General features: G+C 41.8%; 13 protein-coding genes. 2 read left to right on the top strand and 11 right to left on the bottom strand.

Annotated elements, in window-relative coordinates:
• The 3 genes from IPH84_03835 to IPH84_03825 form a co-directional block, all read right to left on the bottom strand.
• Entirely contained in the window at window positions 1–1,572 is a 1,572-nt protein-coding gene (locus tag IPH84_03835) for a hypothetical protein (GenBank protein MBK7172366.1), read from the bottom strand.
• 196 nt (window positions 1,573–1,768) lie between these two features.
• On the bottom strand, window positions 1,769–3,907 hold the full coding sequence (gene scpA, locus IPH84_03830) for a methylmalonyl-CoA mutase (protein MBK7172365.1): 2,139 nt from the start codon (window positions 3,905–3,907) through the stop codon (window positions 1,769–1,771).
• A 34-nt stretch (window positions 3,908–3,941) separates the two neighbouring features.
• Window positions 3,942–5,834 (bottom strand): acyl-CoA mutase large subunit family protein, encoded by a 1,893-nt coding sequence (locus IPH84_03825; GenBank protein MBK7172364.1) that lies wholly within the window; start codon window positions 5,832–5,834, stop codon window positions 3,942–3,944.
• 865 nt (window positions 5,835–6,699) lie between these two features.
• Here IPH84_03825 and IPH84_03820 point away from each other — a divergent pair.
• Window positions 6,700–7,581, top strand: coding sequence for a TIGR01777 family protein (locus IPH84_03820; GenBank protein ID MBK7172363.1), 882 nt, complete (start codon window positions 6,700–6,702; stop codon window positions 7,579–7,581).
• Window positions 7,582–7,658: 77 nt separating this feature from the next.
• Here the strand turns inward: IPH84_03820 and IPH84_03815 are convergent, their stop codons facing one another.
• From IPH84_03815 to IPH84_03780, 8 genes are all read right to left on the bottom strand, one after another.
• Entirely contained in the window at window positions 7,659–8,876 is a 1,218-nt protein-coding gene (locus IPH84_03815; protein MBK7172362.1) for an ammonium transporter, read from the bottom strand.
• A gap of 24 nt (window positions 8,877–8,900) precedes the next feature.
• Window positions 8,901–9,665, bottom strand: coding sequence for a hypothetical protein (locus IPH84_03810; protein MBK7172361.1), 765 nt, complete (start codon window positions 9,663–9,665; stop codon window positions 8,901–8,903).
• A gap of 174 nt (window positions 9,666–9,839) precedes the next feature.
• The gene (locus IPH84_03805) at window positions 9,840–10,502 is read right to left on the bottom strand and encodes a response regulator transcription factor (protein ID MBK7172360.1); all 663 of its coding nucleotides are present in this window, start codon (window positions 10,500–10,502) and stop codon (window positions 9,840–9,842) included.
• Window positions 10,499–11,950, bottom strand: coding sequence for a sensor histidine kinase (locus IPH84_03800; GenBank protein ID MBK7172359.1), 1,452 nt, complete (start codon window positions 11,948–11,950; stop codon window positions 10,499–10,501). The genes IPH84_03805 and IPH84_03800 overlap by 4 nt, the downstream gene beginning before the upstream one ends.
• Before the next feature lies 1 nt (window position 11,951).
• A complete protein-coding gene (locus IPH84_03795; protein MBK7172358.1) occupies window positions 11,952–12,257 on the bottom strand; it encodes a hypothetical protein in 306 nt (101 codons plus the stop codon).
• A 49-nt stretch (window positions 12,258–12,306) separates the two neighbouring features.
• Window positions 12,307–14,082, bottom strand: a complete 1,776-nt coding sequence (locus IPH84_03790) for a T9SS type A sorting domain-containing protein (GenBank protein ID MBK7172357.1) — start codon at window positions 14,080–14,082, stop codon at window positions 12,307–12,309.
• A 2-nt stretch (window positions 14,083–14,084) separates the two neighbouring features.
• The gene (locus tag IPH84_03785; protein ID MBK7172356.1) at window positions 14,085–16,253 is read right to left on the bottom strand and encodes a S46 family peptidase; all 2,169 of its coding nucleotides are present in this window, start codon (window positions 16,251–16,253) and stop codon (window positions 14,085–14,087) included.
• A gap of 44 nt (window positions 16,254–16,297) precedes the next feature.
• Complete coding sequence (locus IPH84_03780) at window positions 16,298–16,675, bottom strand: RidA family protein (GenBank protein MBK7172355.1); 378 nt, start codon at window positions 16,673–16,675, stop codon at window positions 16,298–16,300.
• Between the two features lie 304 nt (window positions 16,676–16,979).
• Here IPH84_03780 and IPH84_03775 point away from each other — a divergent pair, with 304 nt between their 5' ends.
• A complete protein-coding gene (locus tag IPH84_03775; GenBank protein ID MBK7172354.1) occupies window positions 16,980–19,616 on the top strand; it encodes a PAS domain-containing sensor histidine kinase in 2,637 nt (878 codons plus the stop codon).
• Window positions 19,617–19,670 lie beyond the last annotated feature (54 nt).

Below are 19,670 nucleotides of genomic sequence, written 5' to 3'. Positions count from 1 at the left end.
TTATTTGCTTATCTCACGCAGTTTCTGCTTGAGCTCCCAATTGTTTGGATCATAACTTAATCCTTTTTTGAGCAAAGCTTTTGATTTTGTAGTATTTCCTTTTCTGAAAAAATAGGAAGCAGCTACACTATAGGCTATTGATGCATTGCAATTTTTTGCACCGGCAAATGAATTCTCCTCGTACTTTTTCAAAAACGCCTCGCCTTCAGCAATTTGATTGTTTCGGAAAGCATTTTCAGCATTGCTTACCCATAGATGACACTGGATTCTCCTGAAATCTTCAAATTCATTTAAAACAGGGTATTTTAAGGCTATGCTATCATACACTTCAATGCCATTTTCCTGGTAAGGAATGCTGCTCCCCATTGCTTCTACAAAGTTTTGGATTTGCAGTTTTATGAAGTTGCTTTTCACCCCTTCTCCATACATCCTGAATATAAATTCTACATACTCTTCATAGTTTTCAGTCGTCTTCAGATATTCCGAATAGGTGGAAGAATAAAGATCAGATAACACCATGACCATATCTGCATCATTGATGCTGTTTTTCAATGTTTCATAAATGGGTTTCATTGAATCAGGGGCAGGGAATGCGCTAAACAGGCATTGGTAAATAGTGAGTTTAAACTCATCAGCAACCTGGTTCTTCTTGTTGACATTTGAAGTGGTATTGTAGTAGGTTGCAAGTAATTTTGCCCTTTTCACAGTGTTTTTATTCTCCAGGGCAATAGCTTGCCTGAGGGATTCTTCCCTTAATAGCCTCAATTCAGCCATGGGAGTCAATAATATCGCCTTAGAGGTCAGATCGTACACATTGGTGAAACGACTGTTCATCATTTCTGTTACCGCCTGGTTTACATATTGATACCCCACAAGACCTCTCATTTCAGTGTTATTGAGCTTAATGAAATACCTGTCGAACAAATCGGAACCTGATTTATCCTGTCCGTTTCCTGAAGCCATGAACTGCAGTAACCTCATGCCCTGCAAGGCTTTTGTCTGCTCAGCATCTGTGATTTCATAAAATCCTGCATAAGGATCTGTTGTTTCAAACATAAAGGGGATTTCACCATTGAAGGCAACCAGGTATACATGGCCGGGCATGAACTTGATCTTATGATCAATACCCAGGTTTTCCAGGATAACGGAATATAATATGGTAGCTGTAAGGCAATTATATTTTCCCGATTCAAACAGATCATTGAATTCAGCATCCAGGTCATATGCTTTCAGGAATTTTTGTTGTACATCGTCGAAGATGAATTTCAGTGATTTAGAGAGTTTCTTTTGTTTCTCCATAAATTTCTTGATTGCACTGGTTTCCGCCAGGATGACCCCTTTGAAATTTTCAAGTGTAGCCTTATCAGAAGAAGGATTCACCGCAATAGCCATCGTGAGATAATCAACACTTTTCCCTGAGCACAATGCATCAAATCCTTGTTGCTCAAGAGTGGAATGAAAAACCAGGTTCAAACAACTGTCAGGGGTATTCTCCTGTGCCGGTAATAATTTGAATAAGAAAATAAAGAACAGGATCAAATAGGTCTGCAACGGGCATGAGTAAAGTTTCATAGCTGAACAATCATTTAATAGATATACTGAGTATTGTTTCAAATATAGGAAAAAGTTCTTCCGTTTGATAAAATGAAAGAAATTTGATTGTATTGGTAATAAAGCAAATGGCAGACCCGGTTAACAGGTCTGCCATGAAAGATTTCATTCGTTTTCACTAAATTCCGGAACCGATAAACAGATTTTCAGAAATAGGTTACTGCCTGCTTTCGATAAGTATATTCAAAAGCATAATGGCAGCATCGGGGATGCGTGTTCCGGGGCCAAAGATTGCGACAGCACCTGCATCATAGAGATACTGGTAATCCTGTGCAGGGATAACTCCTCCAACAATTACCATAATATCTTCCCTGCCGAATTTCTTAAGTTCTTCGATTACCTGTGGGACCAGGGTTTTATGTCCGGCAGCCAGGCTGGAAACTCCGAGGATGTGTACATCATTTTCAACAGCTTGACGGGCAGATTCAGCAGGAGTTTGGAAGAGCGGTCCGATATCAACATCAAACCCCATATCAGCATAACCTGTGGCTACTACTTTAGCTCCACGGTCATGTCCATCCTGGCCCATCTTTGCGATCATGATCCTGGGGCGACGGCCTTCCAGTTCAGCAAAGATATCAGCCAATTCGCATGCTTTGCGATAGTTGTCATCATCCTTACTCTCGGATGAGTAAACTCCTGAAATTGAACGTATCACGGCTTTATACCTCCCATATACTTTTTCAAGTGCATAACTTATTTCTCCCAGTGATGCCCTTTTCCTGGCAGCATCTATACTGAGGGCAAGTAAATTGCCTTCACCTGTTTCAGCTGCATGAGTGAGGGCTTCAAGAGCAGATTGAACCTCTTCAGCATTCCTGCCTGCTTTTAGAATTTCCAGTCTTTTTAACTGGGCTTCCCTGACAATTGAATTGTCAACTTCAAGTATTTCAATAGGGTCTTCTTTTTCAAGCCTGAATTTATTGACCCCAACAATTGTATCTTTTCCAGCGTCAATTTTTGCCTGTTTCCTTGCAGATGCCTCCTCGATCCTCATCTTTGGAATCCCGGTTTCAATAGCCTTTGCCATACCACCCAGTGATTCCACTTCTTCAATCAGGGTCCATGCTTTATGAGCCAGTTCATGAGTTAATGATTCAACATAATAGGAACCTGCCCAGGGATCTACAACCTTGCAGATTTGTGTTTCTTCCTGTAAATAAATCTGGGTATTTCTTGCAATACGCGCGGAAAAATCAGTGGGTAAAGCTATGGCTTCATCCAGTGCATTGGTATGTAACGACTGTGTATGACCCAGGGCAGCAGCTAGAGCTTCAACACAGGTACGGGTAATATTGTTAAATGGATCCTGCTCAGTAAGACTCCAGCCAGAGGTTTGGGAGTGCGTACGCAAAGCCAGCGATTTCGGGTCCTTAGGGTCAAACTTACTGACTATTTTAGCCCATAACATCCTGGCAGCCCGCATTTTTGCGATCTCCATAAAGTGGTTCATCCCTACTGCCCAGAAAAAGGAGAGGCGGGGAGCAAAGGCATCCACAGGGATTCCAGCCTGGATTCCTGTCCTTAGGTACTCAAGCCCGTCAGCCAGGGTGTAAGCAAGCTCGATATCTGCTGTTGCACCGGCTTCCTGCATATGATAACCGCTGATACTTATTGAATTAAATTTCTTCATATTTTGTGAAGTGAATTCAAAAATATCAGCAATAATCCGCATAGAAGGAATGGGTGGGTATATATAGGTATTCCTCACCATGAATTCCTTCAGGATATCATTCTGAATGGTCCCACTCAGTTTTTCCATTGGAACACCCTGTTCTTCTGCTGCAACAATGTAAAAGGCGAGGATAGGAAGCACTGCACCATTCATGGTCATGGATACTGACATCTTGTCGAGGGGTATCTGATCGAAAAGAATTTTCATATCCAGGATGGAATCAATAGCAACGCCAGCTTTTCCAACATCTCCGGCTACCCTTTCATGATCACTGTCGTAACCACGATGTGTGGCCAGGTCAAAAGCAACTGACAAGCCCATCTGCCCGGCGGCAAGGTTACGCCTGTAAAATGCATTTGACTCTTCAGCAGTTGAAAATCCGGCATATTGACGAATCGTCCAGGGTTTCATCACATACATAGTGCTATATGGCCCTCGTAGAAAAGGAGCAACTCCTGCTGCATAATGAAGATGTTCCATATGCTTGAGGTCGTCTGCTGAATAGACCGGTTTCACTGCTATTTGTTCATTCGTCATCCAGGATTTTTCCTTCGACTCCAGAGGAGCTGAAGCAGAAGTTTTTCCTGGTTTATAATCCACATTTTTAAAATCGGGTCTCATGGATTGTATCTTATAATTTATTTTCCTGATACTGTTAAAGAGAGATGTTCAGTTTATCCTGAATTTTCTGCAGAAACTCCAGTACATTGGTTCTGATGTGAATAAAATCATCTACCCCGGAAGCCTGAAGTGACTCAACCAACTCTTTGGGATACCCGGCAAGGATTACAATTAAATCCTTATGGCTGCTTTTTAGCTGAGATGCAATGGACGGGGCAAGTTCGGCGTACTCTTCATCGGAACTGCAGAGCACAATAATACTGGCTTTGGATGCAAGAGCTGCTTTAACCCCTTCATCAACATTGTTGAATCCTGGATTGTCAATAATTTCATACCCGGCACAGCCGAAGAAATTCGTACTGAACATAGCCCTTGCTTTTCTCATGGCAAGGTTTCCAATGGTGAACAGGAATACGGAAGGCAGTTTGTTGCCGGCTTCAACATGGATCTCGGTAGCAAGGCGCATCTCATCAAAATCGTCAGTAAGCCTTCGGATCTCCAGTTTCTTATATTTTGAATTCTTCTCTTCCTCTTCTGTAGAGTTGTCCTGGCTTTCCTGGATTTTATCAAGGATCATTCCTTTAGGATCAGGATATTGATTGGTCCCAAGTACTACCAGCTTTCGTGTAGCAACATCTTCAGAGAACCGGGCTGCCTGTTTGTTGATTTCATCCTGAATAAATCCTTCTTTAACAGCTGCAATCATGCCGCCTTTGTTCTCAACGATCCTGAATAAATCCCAGGCTGCTTTTGCAACAGAATCTGTAAGACTCTCAATATAATAGGATCCTGCAGCAGGATCAACCACCTTCTCAAGGTAGGATTCTTCTTTTAATATGATTTGTTGATTACGGGCAATACGGGTGGAGAATTCGTCGGGCTCTTTGTAGAAAGCGTCGAATGGAGTAATGTTGAGTGATTGTGTCCCCCCGATTACTGCTGACATAGCTTCGGTAGTGCTTCTCAGAATATTAACATGAGGGTCGTACAACGATTTGTTGAAATTGGAGGTGGAGCTATGGATGTGCATCGCCATTGACGATTCAGAAACCGGTTTATATTGTTCCACAATTCTTGCCCACAACATCCTGGCAGCCCTCAGTTTGGCAATCTCCATGAAGTAATTTGAACCTATCGCAAAGGCAAATGTGATTTTTGGTGCGACTTCATCAATAGTATACCCACTTTCAGTTGCTCTCGCAAGGTATTCGTTTCCGGAAGCCAGACTGAAAGCAAGTTCCTGGACCAGGTTAGATCCTGAATTCTGAAAGTATTGCCCATTAACAGTGATCATTTTCATGGAGGGCAATAAATCCTTTCCCAATCCAATCATAGTGCCAACCTGTTCCATATCAGATTCTTCCGATTTCCAGAAGTCCCCTTCGAGCAAAAGATAGCTTATAGGGTCAAAATCAAAAGAACCACGAATGGCGGCTTTATTCATATGATGCTTCCGGGTAAATTCCGAAAGAAGGTTTACAATATCAGGGTAACATTGAGCTCCTGCAAAATGTAGGGTGCAATCCCCCATACAGATGCCTTTCATTAAGGTCTCAAGATGACGGGTGGTTTTTATTTTGCTAACCTGGAAGCAAATACTGTTTGCACCTCTTCTTAAAGCATTTAAAGCATGAAAGTTAGCGTCTTTAGGATCTTCTGTATAGATATCCTGCCTGACTTCCCAATGGTTCATCGTCGTTTCATTACCCCTGACAAAAGGATATTGCCCCGGTTCGCCATCCATATGGGAAAGTGCAGAAAGGTCCTCAGCCCTGTAATATGGCTTTATATCAAATCCTTCATTAGTCTTCCAGATTAATTTCTTTGCATAATCTGCTCCCTTGAGGTCTTCAAGGATTTTTGATTCCCAGGTTGAAGTACTTATCTCTGGGAAATCAGTAAATAATTTGTTCGAATTCTTATCCATTCCAGGATGATTTATGTCCTCAGTATTATGAACTTGATCTGCATTTAGACCCCTGCAAAGGTAAAAATATTTGATTAATGTACTTCAGTCAATTGTTATTGAAGTAACAAAAGTTATTTTTTGAGAGTCAAGTATATTGGATGTTTAATGTCTAATGTTGGATGTCTAATGTCTAATGTTGAATGTCTGATTTCGGATTTTGGATTTTGGAATGCAGAATGTGGATTGCGGAATGCGGATTGCTGATTGTGGATGTTTAATGTCTGATGTCTAATGTCTAATGTCGGATTGTCCCGAAGGGATGCCTTTGGCTCGACAATTTGACAATTCGACAATTTCCCGAAGGGAAGCCTTTGGCTTGACAATTTAGAAATTTAGAAATGAGAGAGCTGGAAATTAGGATAAACAAATTTAACTGTCCCCCTGCGCTTTTTCATTTTTCATTTTTCATTTTGTATTTTTCATTTTGCATTTTTCATTTTTCATTTTTCATTTTGTATTTTTCATTTTTCACCTACCCGACTGAGAGAATTATCCTTATATACGCACAATTCCTCGGTCAGACGGGTTTTGCCCTGGAACTTCATTTTCATTTTCATTTTCATTTTGCATTTTTCATTTTTCATTTTGCCAATGCCTGATTAAGTAAATATTCACTTATATTTATAAATTCCTTCAGCCCGGCAAGATCTGATCTTTGAACTTTGATCTTTGAACCTGCCCGACTGAAAAATACAATACTTAGTACTTATCCTTCGGTCAGGCGGGCTTAATTTGGTCCGCCGGCTGGCGGATGGAATTTTGAACATGCAGATGATAGAACTGTTTCTTAAAGTAGTTAAATGACTTATTAATCTTATTCCCATTGAAAATAGCAATAAGCGGAGCAGGGGGATTCCTTGGGACATCAATTTCCAGGTATTTCCAATCATTGGGTCACACGGTGATGCCTATCAGCAGGGCGATGCAGAACTTACGTGATGAGAAGCTGGCCTCTTTGCTTGAAGGTGCAGATGTGATAATAAATCTTGCCGGGGCCGCAGTCGTCTCGAGATGGAGTGACAAAAACAAGCACTTAATTTATGATAGCAGGATTCTCACCACGCGAAAATTGGTCGCGGCTACTAAAATATTGAAGAGTCCACCTTCAGTTTTGGTTTCTGCATCCGCTATCGGAATTTATCAATCTCCAGGTGAACACACTGAAACCAGTCATTCTTTTGATGAAGGTTTTCTTGGTAAAGTTTGTATCGATTGGGAAGCTGAGGCCAGCAAAGCTACCTGCAGGGTAGTCATAATGCGCACTGGTATTGTATTGGGTCGGGAAGGTGGAGCATTACCTGCAATGTTGCTTCCTTTCAAACTTGGATTGGGCGGACCCATTGCATCAGGGAAACAAGGATTCTCATGGATTCATGTGAATGACTTAATCCGGGCTGTTGACTTTCTCATCCACCACACTGAACTTAGCGGAATCTTCAATTTCACGGCTCCCAACCCGGTTGATAACCTGAAGTTTTCAAAAGCACTGGCTTCTGTGTTGCACCGCCCAGCTTTTTTTCATACTCCTGCTTTTGTATTGCGGTTACTATATGGAGAAGGAGCTACTGCGCTAACACAAGGACAATTTGTATATCCCGAAAAGTTGATAAATTCAGGATTCTCATTTCAATATCCTGAGTTGGAAAGTGCCTTGCTATTCTCTGTTCCGGAAGGGGTCATAGCTGAAATCAGCAATTTGCCCTAAAACAAAGAGTCGGACTGAGCTAAACTTCAATCCGACTCTTTCTGTTTTATAATGAATCTTTGACTTAAAAACTAAACTTACAAAGCCCCTTCATCGTATGCTTTCTCTCCATGCATGGCAACATCAAGGCCTTGCATTTCTTCACCCTCTGTTACACGAACTTTTGTGACCATATTAATAAGTGAAAGCATGAAATAGGTGAAAACGAAGGCATACACTGAAGCCACGGTTACAGCAACAATCTGTTTGAAGAAAAAGGAAGCATTTCCTAACAGTAAACCATCAGCCCCGGCTGAATTCACTGCTTTTGTAGCAAAAACGCCAAGAAGAATGGTTCCCAGCACACCCCCGATTCCGTGTACACCCCATACATCCAGTGCATCGTCCCACTTTAGCCTGTTTTTTAATTGAACTGCCAGGTAACAGACTACTCCGGCAGCGGTTCCTATTATAGGTGCAGCCCACAAAGGTACGAATCCCGCACAGGGTGTTATGGTTGCCAGTCCGGCAATAGACCCGGTGAGTAAGCCTACAAATTTGGGTTTCTTTTCCCTTATCCATTCGATAGCTACCCACGCCATTGTAGCAAATGAGGCGGCAATATCAGTATTAAGAAATGCCGTTGAAGTGATAAAGTCAACAGCTACTTCGCTTCCGGCATTAAAGCCATACCAGCCAAACCAGAGTAAACCACTTCCTATAGCAACCAATGGAATGCTATTTGGCGTTGAGTTTTTATCAACACGGGCACCTACATAAAAGACAGACGCAAGGGCTGCAAAACCAGCTGTTGCATGAACAACGATACCGCCTGCAAAGTCAAGAACACCCCATTGTGCCAATAATCCACCACCCCAAATCATATGTACGAACGGGTAATAAACCAGTATCTGCCATACTGTAAGGAAGATCATGTACGATTTAAAGGTTACCCTGTTTACAAATGCACCTGTGATGAGAGCAGGTGTAATAATGGCAAACATCATCTGGTAAGCGATAAATACCACTTCCGGGATTTTACCGTTGGAGTACATGGAGTCTATGCCTACTCCCATCAGGAATGCCTTGTCGAAATTACCCATGATTCCACCTTCACCTCCGCTGAAGCAAAGTGAATATCCAAAGGCAAACCAGAGGACGGTGGTCCATCCCAGTGATACAAAGCTTTGTATCATGATTGCCAGGATATTGCGTTTCGTGGCTAAGCCACCATAAAAGAAAGCTAATCCGGGGGTCATAAGCATGACCAGGCTGCAAGCAAGCAGCATAAACCCGGTAGAACCAGTGTCTATCATACAGGTTGAATTAAAAGTGAAAAATTAGAGGGATATTCCGAAAACCAGGAAAATGTTTTCAGCTTGTGGATTTGTGATCAGCGACGCATTGACAGGCAATGAGAAGCTCTCACTGATTTTGATTTCTTTGGAAGCAGAAATACCAAGGTTTATTACACCAGGGCCTTCACCGTAGTAACCGGTTTCACCCTTTTCAGTGTCGGGTTTTGTTGGGGTCATGCCCAGGAATGCGCTGCAGGCGACATCTTTAACCTCAAAACTATAACCTAATTCCAAATAGGTTGAGAATTGGTTATCTCCATTGCTCTTTTTTGCATCAGCCCCGTAAATATTGGTGGCAACCATCAGGCTGAAGGGAATTTTATCTGTTCCAAGAAATTTGGCAGAAATTTCAAAGAGATGGCCAGTTTCATCTTTTTTATAATTGAAATAACGATTTGCATTGGTATCTTCAAAAGGAAGAAAATAATCAGTTGCCGTGATATTGATAAGATCAGCAAAAGTATAGGATGCATAAAGATCCACTTCCTGCTTAACTATAGCCTGATTGAATGAATAGGCTGCCCATGCTCCCAGGGCAAAATTCCCCATTCCTAACTCTATATTCGGTTGAATACTGGGGGAAGAGCCACCCAGGTTTAAGCCACGCCAAATATATCGGCTCATAATATCAGCTGAGAGGTCCAGCTTTGCATTACAGGTTTTTTCCTGTCCTGTAACTGTTTGGCTAACAGTTAAAAGTAATACAGTCGCCAAAACCGAAAACTTGAAAAATAATTTTCCTTTCATAGGTATTGTTGATATTGGTTTGGCGGCAAAATTTGTTGTTCCTGACTTATCCCACAACAGGGGGAACAGTATTTTTCAGTGCACAAATTACGGAATTATTTTGCATGAATTACGTAAATTTTCAGACTCCGATCTGGATGCAATAATTTTTTTTCGATAAGCATTAAGGTATTCTCAAATCTCTATCAATTTATGACGGATTGCATATTTGACAAGCTCTGCAGTCGTATGTAAATCCAGCTTCTGCATGATATGACTTTTATGAGATTCTACTGTCCGGATACTGATAAAGAGCCGGTCGGCTATCTCAATGTTGGGGATACCTTCCGCCATCATCCTGAGTATTTCTGTCTCTCTTTTGGATAAGTCGGTAAGCTCTTTTTCTTCCACTCTTTTCGACTTAGCCTGGTTTATGTAGCTTCTCAACATAATTTCATTGATCAGCGGACTGAAGAATTCCTTCCCTTCCGCAAGGGCGCGGATGGCTTCTGCCAGTTCTTCACGGGTGGTATTTTTGGGTAAATATCCTTTAGCTCCTTCTGCTAAGGCTTTAAAAATGAACTCTTCACCGGTATACATAGAAAGGATTAGTATGCGAATAGCCGGATATTTGGATAGTACTTTCTGGCAGAGTTCAAGTCCGGAAATATCGGGTAACTCAATATCCAGAACCAGCACATCAGCTTTCATATGCGAAAGTAATTCCATTAATGCTGCACCGGAATCTGCCTGTCCCAGGATTTGGATATCGCGGTATTCTGACAGCATCGATTTTAGTCCATCCCTAACCACCTGGTGGTCATCGGTAAGTATGATCGAGATTGGCTTGGAATTCATCTTTTAACGGGGATTTGAATTTCAATGGTGGCACCTCTGCCTTTATCAGTGTTAAATACAATGACGCCGTGAAGTAGTTCTATTCGTTCTTTCATATTATTCAGTCCATTACCTGAGCATGCTTTGGAAGCATCAAACCCTTGTCCATCGTCAGAAATGCTAAGGAAAAGGTTCTCCCTGGTAAGTGCAATCTCAACAGCAGCAGATTTTGCATTTGAATGTTTGACAACATTATTCAGGGCTTCCTGTACGATTCGAAAGAGATAGGTTTTAATTTTTCGGCTCAGTGGTTCAAAATCACCGGTTGCATCAAATTTTACTTCAATTTTCCCGTATTTGGAGACCTCCTCGCAATGTTGCCTTAATGCTGCAGCCAGTCCAAACTGATGCAATTGAGCCGGCATGAGGGCATTGGATATTCTTCGTACTTCATCCACCAGTTGGTCGGCACATTTCTTCAGATCGGCTAAGCCATTTTCAATTTCTGCTTTATTCCCGGTAGTGAGGGATTCAAGTCTTAGTTTCTGAGCAATTAATGATTGTCCAAGACCATCGTGCAACTCACGGGAGAGCCGCTGTCGTTCAATATCCTGTCCATCAAAGGCTGCTTTCATGCGGCGGGCTCTCTCCTTGCTGATCTGTACCTCATTTTCCTGCAACTGCGTACTCATCTGGTTGAATATCTCTGCCAATTCACCGATTTCATCCCGGCTATCAATATCGACCCTGGTTCCAAGTTTGCCATCACCCAGTTCAAGGGCAGCTTTTTGGAGCTGAATAATCGGGCGCGTAATCCTTCGTGAAATCAGCCAGGTAATCAGCAACACAAAAGCAGAAATAAATACCGAGAAGAAAAGAACATTGTTCCGGATTGCATATATAGGAACCATTGCTTCCTTGAAATCAATTTCAGCTATTAAAATCCATGGGGGAGCAGGGGATTCCAGTACGGCAAAAGCTCCCAATACCTGCACACCCCGGTAATCCTTCAATAACCAGGTGCCTTCCTGCCCACTGATTGCCAATGCTGCAGTAGCCTCATTGATTTTTTGTTTCAGGATGGAATTGGGGAAAAAACGGGAATTGCTGCGCAGAAACCGGTCTTTGCCGGCCAGGTATGCTTCACCGGAATTTCCAAGCCCATTCAGGGGATTTTGGTCAGGCATCAGGCTATCAATTGTAGCAGATGAAATTTCCAGGCCCAGGAATACAAGAGTTTGTTCTTCTTTCGTTTTTACAGATGTCAATATATATTGAAACCATCCCTTCTGGTTCTCATTCCAGATCAAATCTGTGATGTATGGATTTTCTGCTTTAACCAGCTTGCTCAGTGAATCTCCAAACGGGTTGATGATGGTTTCAACCTGTGGCTGATGTTCTGCATTGAATGAAATTGAATATGATGTCGCTTTGGAGAGCACGAGGATTCTCTCATGTTTATTGATCAATTCAAGGGAACTTAATGCATCCAGGAGAATCTGGGGAGGCTTTAACGGATAGTTCCGGATCTTGTTTCATCATTCCAGCCCATCCAGCATTATTAGCCAAAGATTGAACCATTTGAACCTGCTGGACGTAGAAATATTCTATTTGTTTCTTTTTTAGATACTTAACTGAAGCAAGCTGATCGTAGGTTCTTGCCATCTGTGCCTGCTTAGCCGAATAATAAGAGTAGATACCAACAATGCCTATAGCCATCATACTCAATAGCATGAAGTAAATGATCAGTTTTTCAGAAAGTGAAATACGTGTCATTCAGATGGTTAACTAATTAACGATAAAGGGACGGCACTTGATGTAAGCATCAAAATAGCCCGGCTAAGATAATCAGCTTAAAAGTATAAATTTCTCCTCCAGGTAAAATAAGCCTGCAAATATACATCCCATCATTTCGAACCTCCGGCCAAACAGGAATGGTATTTGACCCGGCTTCTACCTGGATTAGCTTCTCAATCCCAAGGTTTCTTGCCTGAAGGTCATGAAAAGTGATGCGGGCGTTTCCTTCATATCTGCTCCTGAATTTCAACGTAAAAGCTCCATATGTTGGATTTGGAAATACGGTAACCCCAGTCTCTGACAGTAGCTGGGCAATATCTGCAGTCGGACAGCGGTAAACTGCTTTCCAACCTGAATTAGTCACTGTTCCATCGCTGATAAATTTCAGGGTGATTGAATTGCCATTCAGTTCCGGGATTTGGGGTAATGTATTGCCCGTAAAGGCGCCAATCAATGGATCAGCCAGGCTTGTTCCCTGGTAAATGAATAATGAATCATGGCCTTCCTGTAAATCAAATTCCAGGAATTCAAGCTCTATAGTTTCATTTGGGCCAATGCTGATGGTTTGCTGGTACTCTTCATCATTGAAATAGTTAAACGCCGGCCCACCATTGTCATAGAGTGTATCCATGCATAATGGTTTGCTGCAATCAGTCAATTTATCCCTGATAAGGTTCCACAAATCCTCGTACCCATCGTCGTAACCTAAAGCCCATATGCCAATTCCGGCAATTCCTGACCTCCTGACCAACTCGTATTTTGCCCCCAGGCTTGATACATTATCCATGAAACAATGGTGCCATCCATTCACATTGTACAGGTAATAAGGAGATTGGCTGTTTTTTTCAAAACGAAGGTTTTCATTACTATAAGTCAGGTAATTATTCCGGAACATCCGGTAGGTAATTGCCGTGCTTGTTCCTGTAGAATTAGCCGGCGGCATAATACTGTTTACCGGCCAATCGCGCCCGTAATAAGGAAGTCCGAGGAGGATTTTATCAACGGTTGCCCCTTTACTGAGATACCAGCTCAGGGTTCTTGAAACTGAATAAGGATAAGATGAGGTCATAGCATACATTCCTGATACCGGACCGGCTTGATTACTTCCATTCCAGTAGTAGTCATATCCCATGATCATCAGGTAGTCGAGATGTTCGGAAAGGTTCTGAATATCCAGCATCTCGTCCCAATCAACTGCAGGAGAGGCCATGCTAACGATACATCCCGGGATGGCAGCATGCAGGCTATCAGCAAATCGTATGAGATATTGATTATATTTTGCTGATTGAGAAAGGGGTACAGCCTCAAAATCCAGGTTCACTCCATGCGCATGTCGGTCTTTCAGCAGTGCGATTGTATTTTGAATGAGCTGATCACCGGCTGTTGCACTGTTAAAAAAGGTGGAATGACTACTAAATAGAGTAATACATAAATGCACCCGGGTTTGATTTGCCAGTGCGGAGTCAATGACAGGATTCGTATCCCAGCCGTTTAAAGTCACAGGATTACCGCTGGCTGGGTTTACTTCATATGAAAAATAGCATAGATCCGTGAGAAGGTTCCACTGATAGTCTTGCCATGCATCCCCAATCCAATAAGGATGATATCCGAATACCATCTTTTCAGGCTTGCATGAATCTGTATTCAATCGATAGGACTTAATCTCATTCCCCAGGTCAAAGAAATTTTGGTTCTTGTATTTCTGTGATTCTTCCTGGTGAATGGATACCTGGCTATTCCCGGTAACTGCTCCCAGTAATAAAGGAAAGAAAAATAAAACCCATTTGTAAGTTGAGGTTTTCAAAATCAGCGACTTGCAATATTTAATTCATTGATAAGGTGGGATGCCCCTGCGAAACGATCAATGATAAATAGGCAGTATCGAATATCCAGTGTAATATTCCGGCATTGGTCAGGATCATACATCAGGTCACTCATGGTGCCTTCCCAGCAACGATCGAAGTTAATTCCAACAAGCTCCCCGTCTGCGTTCAGCACTGGGCTGCCTGAATTTCCACCTGTGGTATGGTTAGTTGCTATAAATGCAACATGCATGGTGCCGTCAGCATCGGCATAAGGGCCATAATCCTTATTAAGATAAAGCTCTTTCAGCCTGGGTTCTACCACATAATCATAGATTTCCGGGTTTTCTTTCTGCATAATGCCATCTAATGTGCTGAACCAGTGATATTCAACGCCATCAGTAGGGAAGTAGCCCTTTACATTTCCATAGGCAACCCTTAAGGTAGAATTGGCATCAGGATAAAACACCTTCTCAGGTTGCATATCCATTTGGGCTTTCATGTAAAGCCGCTGAAGACTATCCGTCAGAGTATAGTAAGTGCTCACTTTGGGGGCAAGATTCAGCTGAATCATGCTGTAAACCGAAGCAGCAACCTGGAAGGCCGGATCCCGGAGTATTTTTTTTACATCCTTTCTTTTGAAGCTGTTCAAGAGGAGCAACACTTTTGTCTTATCAGAGAAATAGCTTTTCTCGAAGATATTTGCTGCCCAGGCTTTTGTATCATTATTAAATGCTTTCATACCAGCGGAAATGGCTTCCGGAAGATAGGCCTGGTCACATTCTTTCACGCAGATACTGATTAATGAAGCATATACTTTTTCATCCACAGCCGCCTGGTAGTTTTTGAAATAACCTTCAGCACCTGCCTTCAGTTTGTCTACGGCCTGCTGGATTTCAGTTTCTGTTTTGGCCGGATCCTGGCATAATTTCACAAGATTATTGAAACCATAGGAGTACCTGATGATCTCCACACCGAGTGCTCCTTCCAGCAAGAGAGTGTATGCCTCCTGGTAAGGCTTAACAGCATTTGTGGCATCAGCGTAAGCAGTCAGAAGATTTCCATAGTTTGATTTCCTGGAAGGATCCGTATTTAACCAGTTCGTGAACTGAGATTCAAAGGCTTGCTTTTTTTCGATTCCGTCCAGTTTCTTAATTCCCCTGCTTTCGCCGATCATTTTCTTCCAGTAGTTGGCAATACCGGCTGCTTTAGCTGCGTACTGAATCCGGATAAGCGGATCAGATTCCATCGCCTGGTCGATAATTGAGAGCCTTTCCTGCCTCATTTGAATGGCCAGGGGATTTCTAATGTTCACGGTGAGATCAATAGCATGTGAAGGCAAATACTCTTCAGTAGTACCAGGGAACCCGTAAACAAATGTGAAATCACCTTCTTTAACTCCTTTAACTGATATTGTCAGATGCTTTTTGGGCACATAGGGGACATTTTCCTTTGAGTATTCCGCCGGCTTATTGTCCTTCCCAGCGTAAATCCTGAATACTGAAAAATCACCTGTATGCCTGGGCCACATCCAGTTATCTGTGTCACCCCCAAATTTGCCGATATTGGAAGGTGGGGCACCCACAAGCCTGACATCCGTAAAAACTTCAGTAATGAACATATAAAACTGGTTGCCTTCATAAAATGATTTTACTGAAGCTTTGTAATGAGTTCCCTTGATAGCTTCAGATGTAAGTTTTTCGCTATTCCTGCTAATCATCGACTGCCTGGCATTTTCCGTGAAGGAAGGAAGTACACCCTCCAATACTTGCGCTGTAACCTCCTCCATCCTAACCAGGAATGTGACACTCAACCCGGGATTTGAAAGCTCTTCTGCCAGGGATTGTGCCCAGAAACCATTTGTTAAATAGTCATGTTCCAGTGTACTATGTCTCTGAATATTGCCGAATCCGCAATGATGGTTTGTAAGGATGAGGCCTTTGTCTGAGACCAGTTCAGCTGTGCAACCGCCTCCGAACATGACGATGGCATCTTTCAGACTAGAGTGGTTAATGCTATAAATATCCTCTGCAGTAATTCGCATCCCCATGTCCCTCATTTGTTTTTCGTTCAATTGTCCTAATAAATGAGGAAGCCACATGCCTTCACCTGCCTTTAAAGAGTGTGCAAAAGCCAGCAGGATAATAAAGGCTAAAAAGAATGATTTTTTCATGCGGGAAAATGAATTTTAAGTTGGGATAAGAAATGTGGTGGATTCTATTTTGCAGCGATGGTTTCAATTTCAACCAAAGCTCCCAGCGGCAACCGGACCACACCATAAGCTGCGCGTGCAGGGCTCTTTTCAGGGTAATACCTGCCATAAACTTCATTCATAGAAGCAAAGTTATCCATGTCACTTAACAGGCATGTGGATTTAATCACATCATCAAAGCTATATCCTGCTGCTTCCAGTATGGATCCAATATTTTTCATGACTTGTTCAGTTTGTTCCTTAATTCCCCCTTCAACAATAACTCCTGTTAGCGGATTAATAGGCACCTGTCCGGAAATAAACAGCATCCCATTGCTTTCAACGGCCTGGCTGTAAGGGCCAATGGCTTTTGGTGCATTTTCAGTGAATATGATCTTCTTCATGGCATCTAATTTTGTGGTAAAATTATCGAAAAATGGAGACATATTGCATAGCCTCGCCTTTAGGAATTGGATAATGAAAAAATAACAAAAGAAATTGAGACAGATGATTCAAACTGAAAAGTATTATTGTAAATTTACTTAATGAAATCCTCATGAGTGCCAAACTATCATGATGAAAGAAATTCACATTTTTATCGAACTTATTTTTTTGTGTAGAAGAATTTTTTGAATGAAAAGGACAACTCTGAATTTGTTGTATCTGCAATTAAAGGAAAGTTGGGAAAGCAATTATTAAATAGTAAATATGGAAAGACAGGATGACCTATTCTCGGAAAACTCGATTCATCACTCTGAATTAACACTTGCAAGACGCTTCCGGGAATCAGCTTTTTTAGTTATTCAAGATAGTGGCACTATCGTTCAATGCAGTGAACATTTTACCGATTGGTTTTCTTCCCCATTATTGCTGATTGGATCAGATATTTTTTCATTGCCTGGCAATGATTGGCTCAGGACTGCCCTTCAGGGAGCTTCATCCGGCAAAATCGAGTCTGGCCAGGGTGAACTTTATATGGAAGGGGTTGAGAATGGAGTTCCTGTTAATGTGTTTTATATACAGTCAGGTGGTGACAATTCCACTCAGGTTTCCTGGTTTTGCTTTTTTGAAAGAATAAGTGATACCATTGAATTAGGTGTGGTTGATCCCGATTATTGTAAACTAAAGATCATCATTGAAAATGCCGGGGATGTTATCACCTTGCATTCGATGGATGGTTCCTTCCTGTATGTGTCTCCATCAGTAGAAAAAATTCTAGGCTATTCGGTAACAGAATTGATGGGGTTAGGAGCTTATCATACCATACATCCTGAAGATATGGGCATTGTAAATGATTCCCTCGAAAAAATTCAAAAAACCAGGGGAGTTGTAAAGGCTGTATACAGGTTGATCCACAAGCAAGGCCATACAGTATGGGTTGACAGTGTGAGTCAATGCATATTTGATACAGAAGGAAAGCCCGACAAGATTACTATTATTACCCGGGACATCACAGCCCCTAAAATGCTTGAAGATTCACTCAGGAGGAGTGAAGAAAAATACCGAACATTAGTAAACTATCTGCCAACTGGTATCCTGTTGATGGATACCCAGGGCAATATTCTCGAGGTAAACCAGGCTTTACTTGATATTTTAGGCTCACCAGGTTCTGAACCTACGCGGATGATCAATATGTTCGAATTTGAAAATATTGTGAATGCAGGGATTAGTGAGAATCTGAAATCCAGCATCAGGGAACGGAAAGTAGTAAATGGTCAATCGGAATATCTTAGTAAATGGGGGAAGAAAAGTTTTCTGCTTTACAGTGCCGTGCCGGTTTTTGATCAAGAAGGTCAGGTGAGCCAGGTAATCTGTAATGTAAGAGATATTACACGGATAAAGAAAGCAGAGGAGAAAAGTCAACAACAAATTGATTTTCTCAATGTTGTTATCAATACCATGCAAGAGCCTTTCTTTGTGAAAGATGAAAACCACAGATGGATCATGTTGAATGACTCCGCCATTGCCATGATGGGGCAATCCAGGGAAAGCTTGCTTGGAAAATCGGATTATGAGCTATATCCGAGGGAACAAGCGGATATTTTTTGGGAAAAGGATTCCTTTGTGTTGCGAAATGGTTCCAATGTGAATGAGGAAACTATTATGTGGAGCGATGGAACAGAGAGAAATATCATTACTTATAAGCGCCTATATACAGAAGGGACTACCGGGAAGAAATATATAGTCGGAACCATTCATGATATCACTGAAATAAAACTTTCTGAGACCAGGCTCAAGGAAAGTGAAAGGAAATACCATGATCTTTTCGATAATGCAAACGATCATATTTTTACAACAGATCTGAATGGCAATTTTACCAACGCCAATAAAGTAATGCTTGATGTCATCGGTATTCCGCTTGAAGAAATCAGCAAGATCAATATCTATAGCCTGATCAAACCAGAGGTTATTGAAGATGCTAAGAGGAATACCGATAAATTAATGATTGAAGGTAAAGTGGGTCCATTTGAGATTGAAACCCTTGAAAAGAACGGGAAATCTGTAATCCTTGAAATCCAGGCCAGGGTCATGTTTAAGGATAATAAACCTGTAGGAATACAAGGTATTGCACGCGACATCAGTGAAAAAAGATTTACCACCCGAAGTCTGGAACAGGTAAATAAAGAATTGCAGGAACTGAATGCCAGTAAGGATAAATTTTATTCCATTATCGCTCATGATCTTAAGAATCCATTCAATAGCCTGATAGGCTTCTCAGAACTTCTGCTTGAAGAATTTGATGAATTGTCGAAAGATGAGATGAGAGATTATGTCGGAATCATCAGAAATACGGCAAAAAATTCATTGATCTTGCTTGAAAACCTCCTTGCATGGTCGAGGCTTCAAACAGGCAGGATGATCTATAACCCGGTTCCTCTTCACCTGGCAGTTGAGGTTGATGCTGCTGCTACCATACTCTTCAGCCTTTCCTACCGAAAAAAAATCCAGGTTGAAAACCTGATTGATCGTTCAATTGTTGTGACTGCTGATCAGAATATGTTCCTGTCAATTATGCACAACTTACTGATGAATGCAATCAAGTTTACGCCCTCAAATGGAAATATAAGCATTAGTGTTGATATTAAGGACTCACCTGGTACCGGTAGTTTTGCAGAAATTTCTGTTACTGATACCGGAATAGGGATCAGTAAGGAAGATCAAGCCAAGCTATTCTCTCTTACCCGTCCGTTTACGCTTCCCGGGACTGAGAAAGAAACCGGTACAGGCTTAGGATTACTCCTTACCAGGGAAATGGTAGAAAAACATGGCGGAATACTAAAAATAGAAAGTGAACTGGGCGCAGGTTCTACATTTTCTTTTCACCTGCCGCTGTTTGTCCCGTAAATGAAAGGATTTTTCTAAAATGAATTTGGAGTTCAGCAGTCTTTTGTCTGCAGA

The sequence above is a fragment of the Bacteroidales bacterium genome, from assembly GCA_016707785.1.
GTDB lineage: Bacteria > Bacteroidota > Bacteroidia > Bacteroidales > UBA4417 > UBA4417.
The sequence above is the reverse complement of the archived record's forward strand: the minus strand, read 5'-3'. Positions and strand labels throughout refer to the sequence as shown.

Coding starts and splice junctions, on each gene's coding strand:
- IPH84_03835 (MBK7172366.1), bottom strand. CDS start 1,572: ATGAAACTTTACTCATGCCCGTTGCAGACCTATTTGATCCTGTTCTTT.
- scpA (MBK7172365.1), bottom strand. CDS start 3,907: ATGAGACCCGATTTTAAAAATGTGGATTATAAACCAGGAAAAACTTCT.
- IPH84_03825 (MBK7172364.1), bottom strand. CDS start 5,834: ATGGATAAGAATTCGAACAAATTATTTACTGATTTCCCAGAGATAAGT.
- IPH84_03815 (MBK7172362.1), bottom strand. CDS start 8,876: ATGATAGACACTGGTTCTACCGGGTTTATGCTGCTTGCTTGCAGCCTG.
- IPH84_03810 (MBK7172361.1), bottom strand. CDS start 9,665: ATGAAAGGAAAATTATTTTTCAAGTTTTCGGTTTTGGCGACTGTATTA.
- IPH84_03805 (MBK7172360.1), bottom strand. CDS start 10,502: ATGAATTCCAAGCCAATCTCGATCATACTTACCGATGACCACCAGGTG.
- IPH84_03795 (MBK7172358.1), bottom strand. CDS start 12,257: ATGACACGTATTTCACTTTCTGAAAAACTGATCATTTACTTCATGCTA.
- IPH84_03785 (MBK7172356.1), bottom strand. CDS start 16,253: ATGAAAAAATCATTCTTTTTAGCCTTTATTATCCTGCTGGCTTTTGCA.
- IPH84_03780 (MBK7172355.1), bottom strand. CDS start 16,675: ATGAAGAAGATCATATTCACTGAAAATGCACCAAAAGCCATTGGCCCT.
- IPH84_03775 (MBK7172354.1), top strand. CDS start 16,980: ATGGAAAGACAGGATGACCTATTCTCGGAAAACTCGATTCATCACTCT.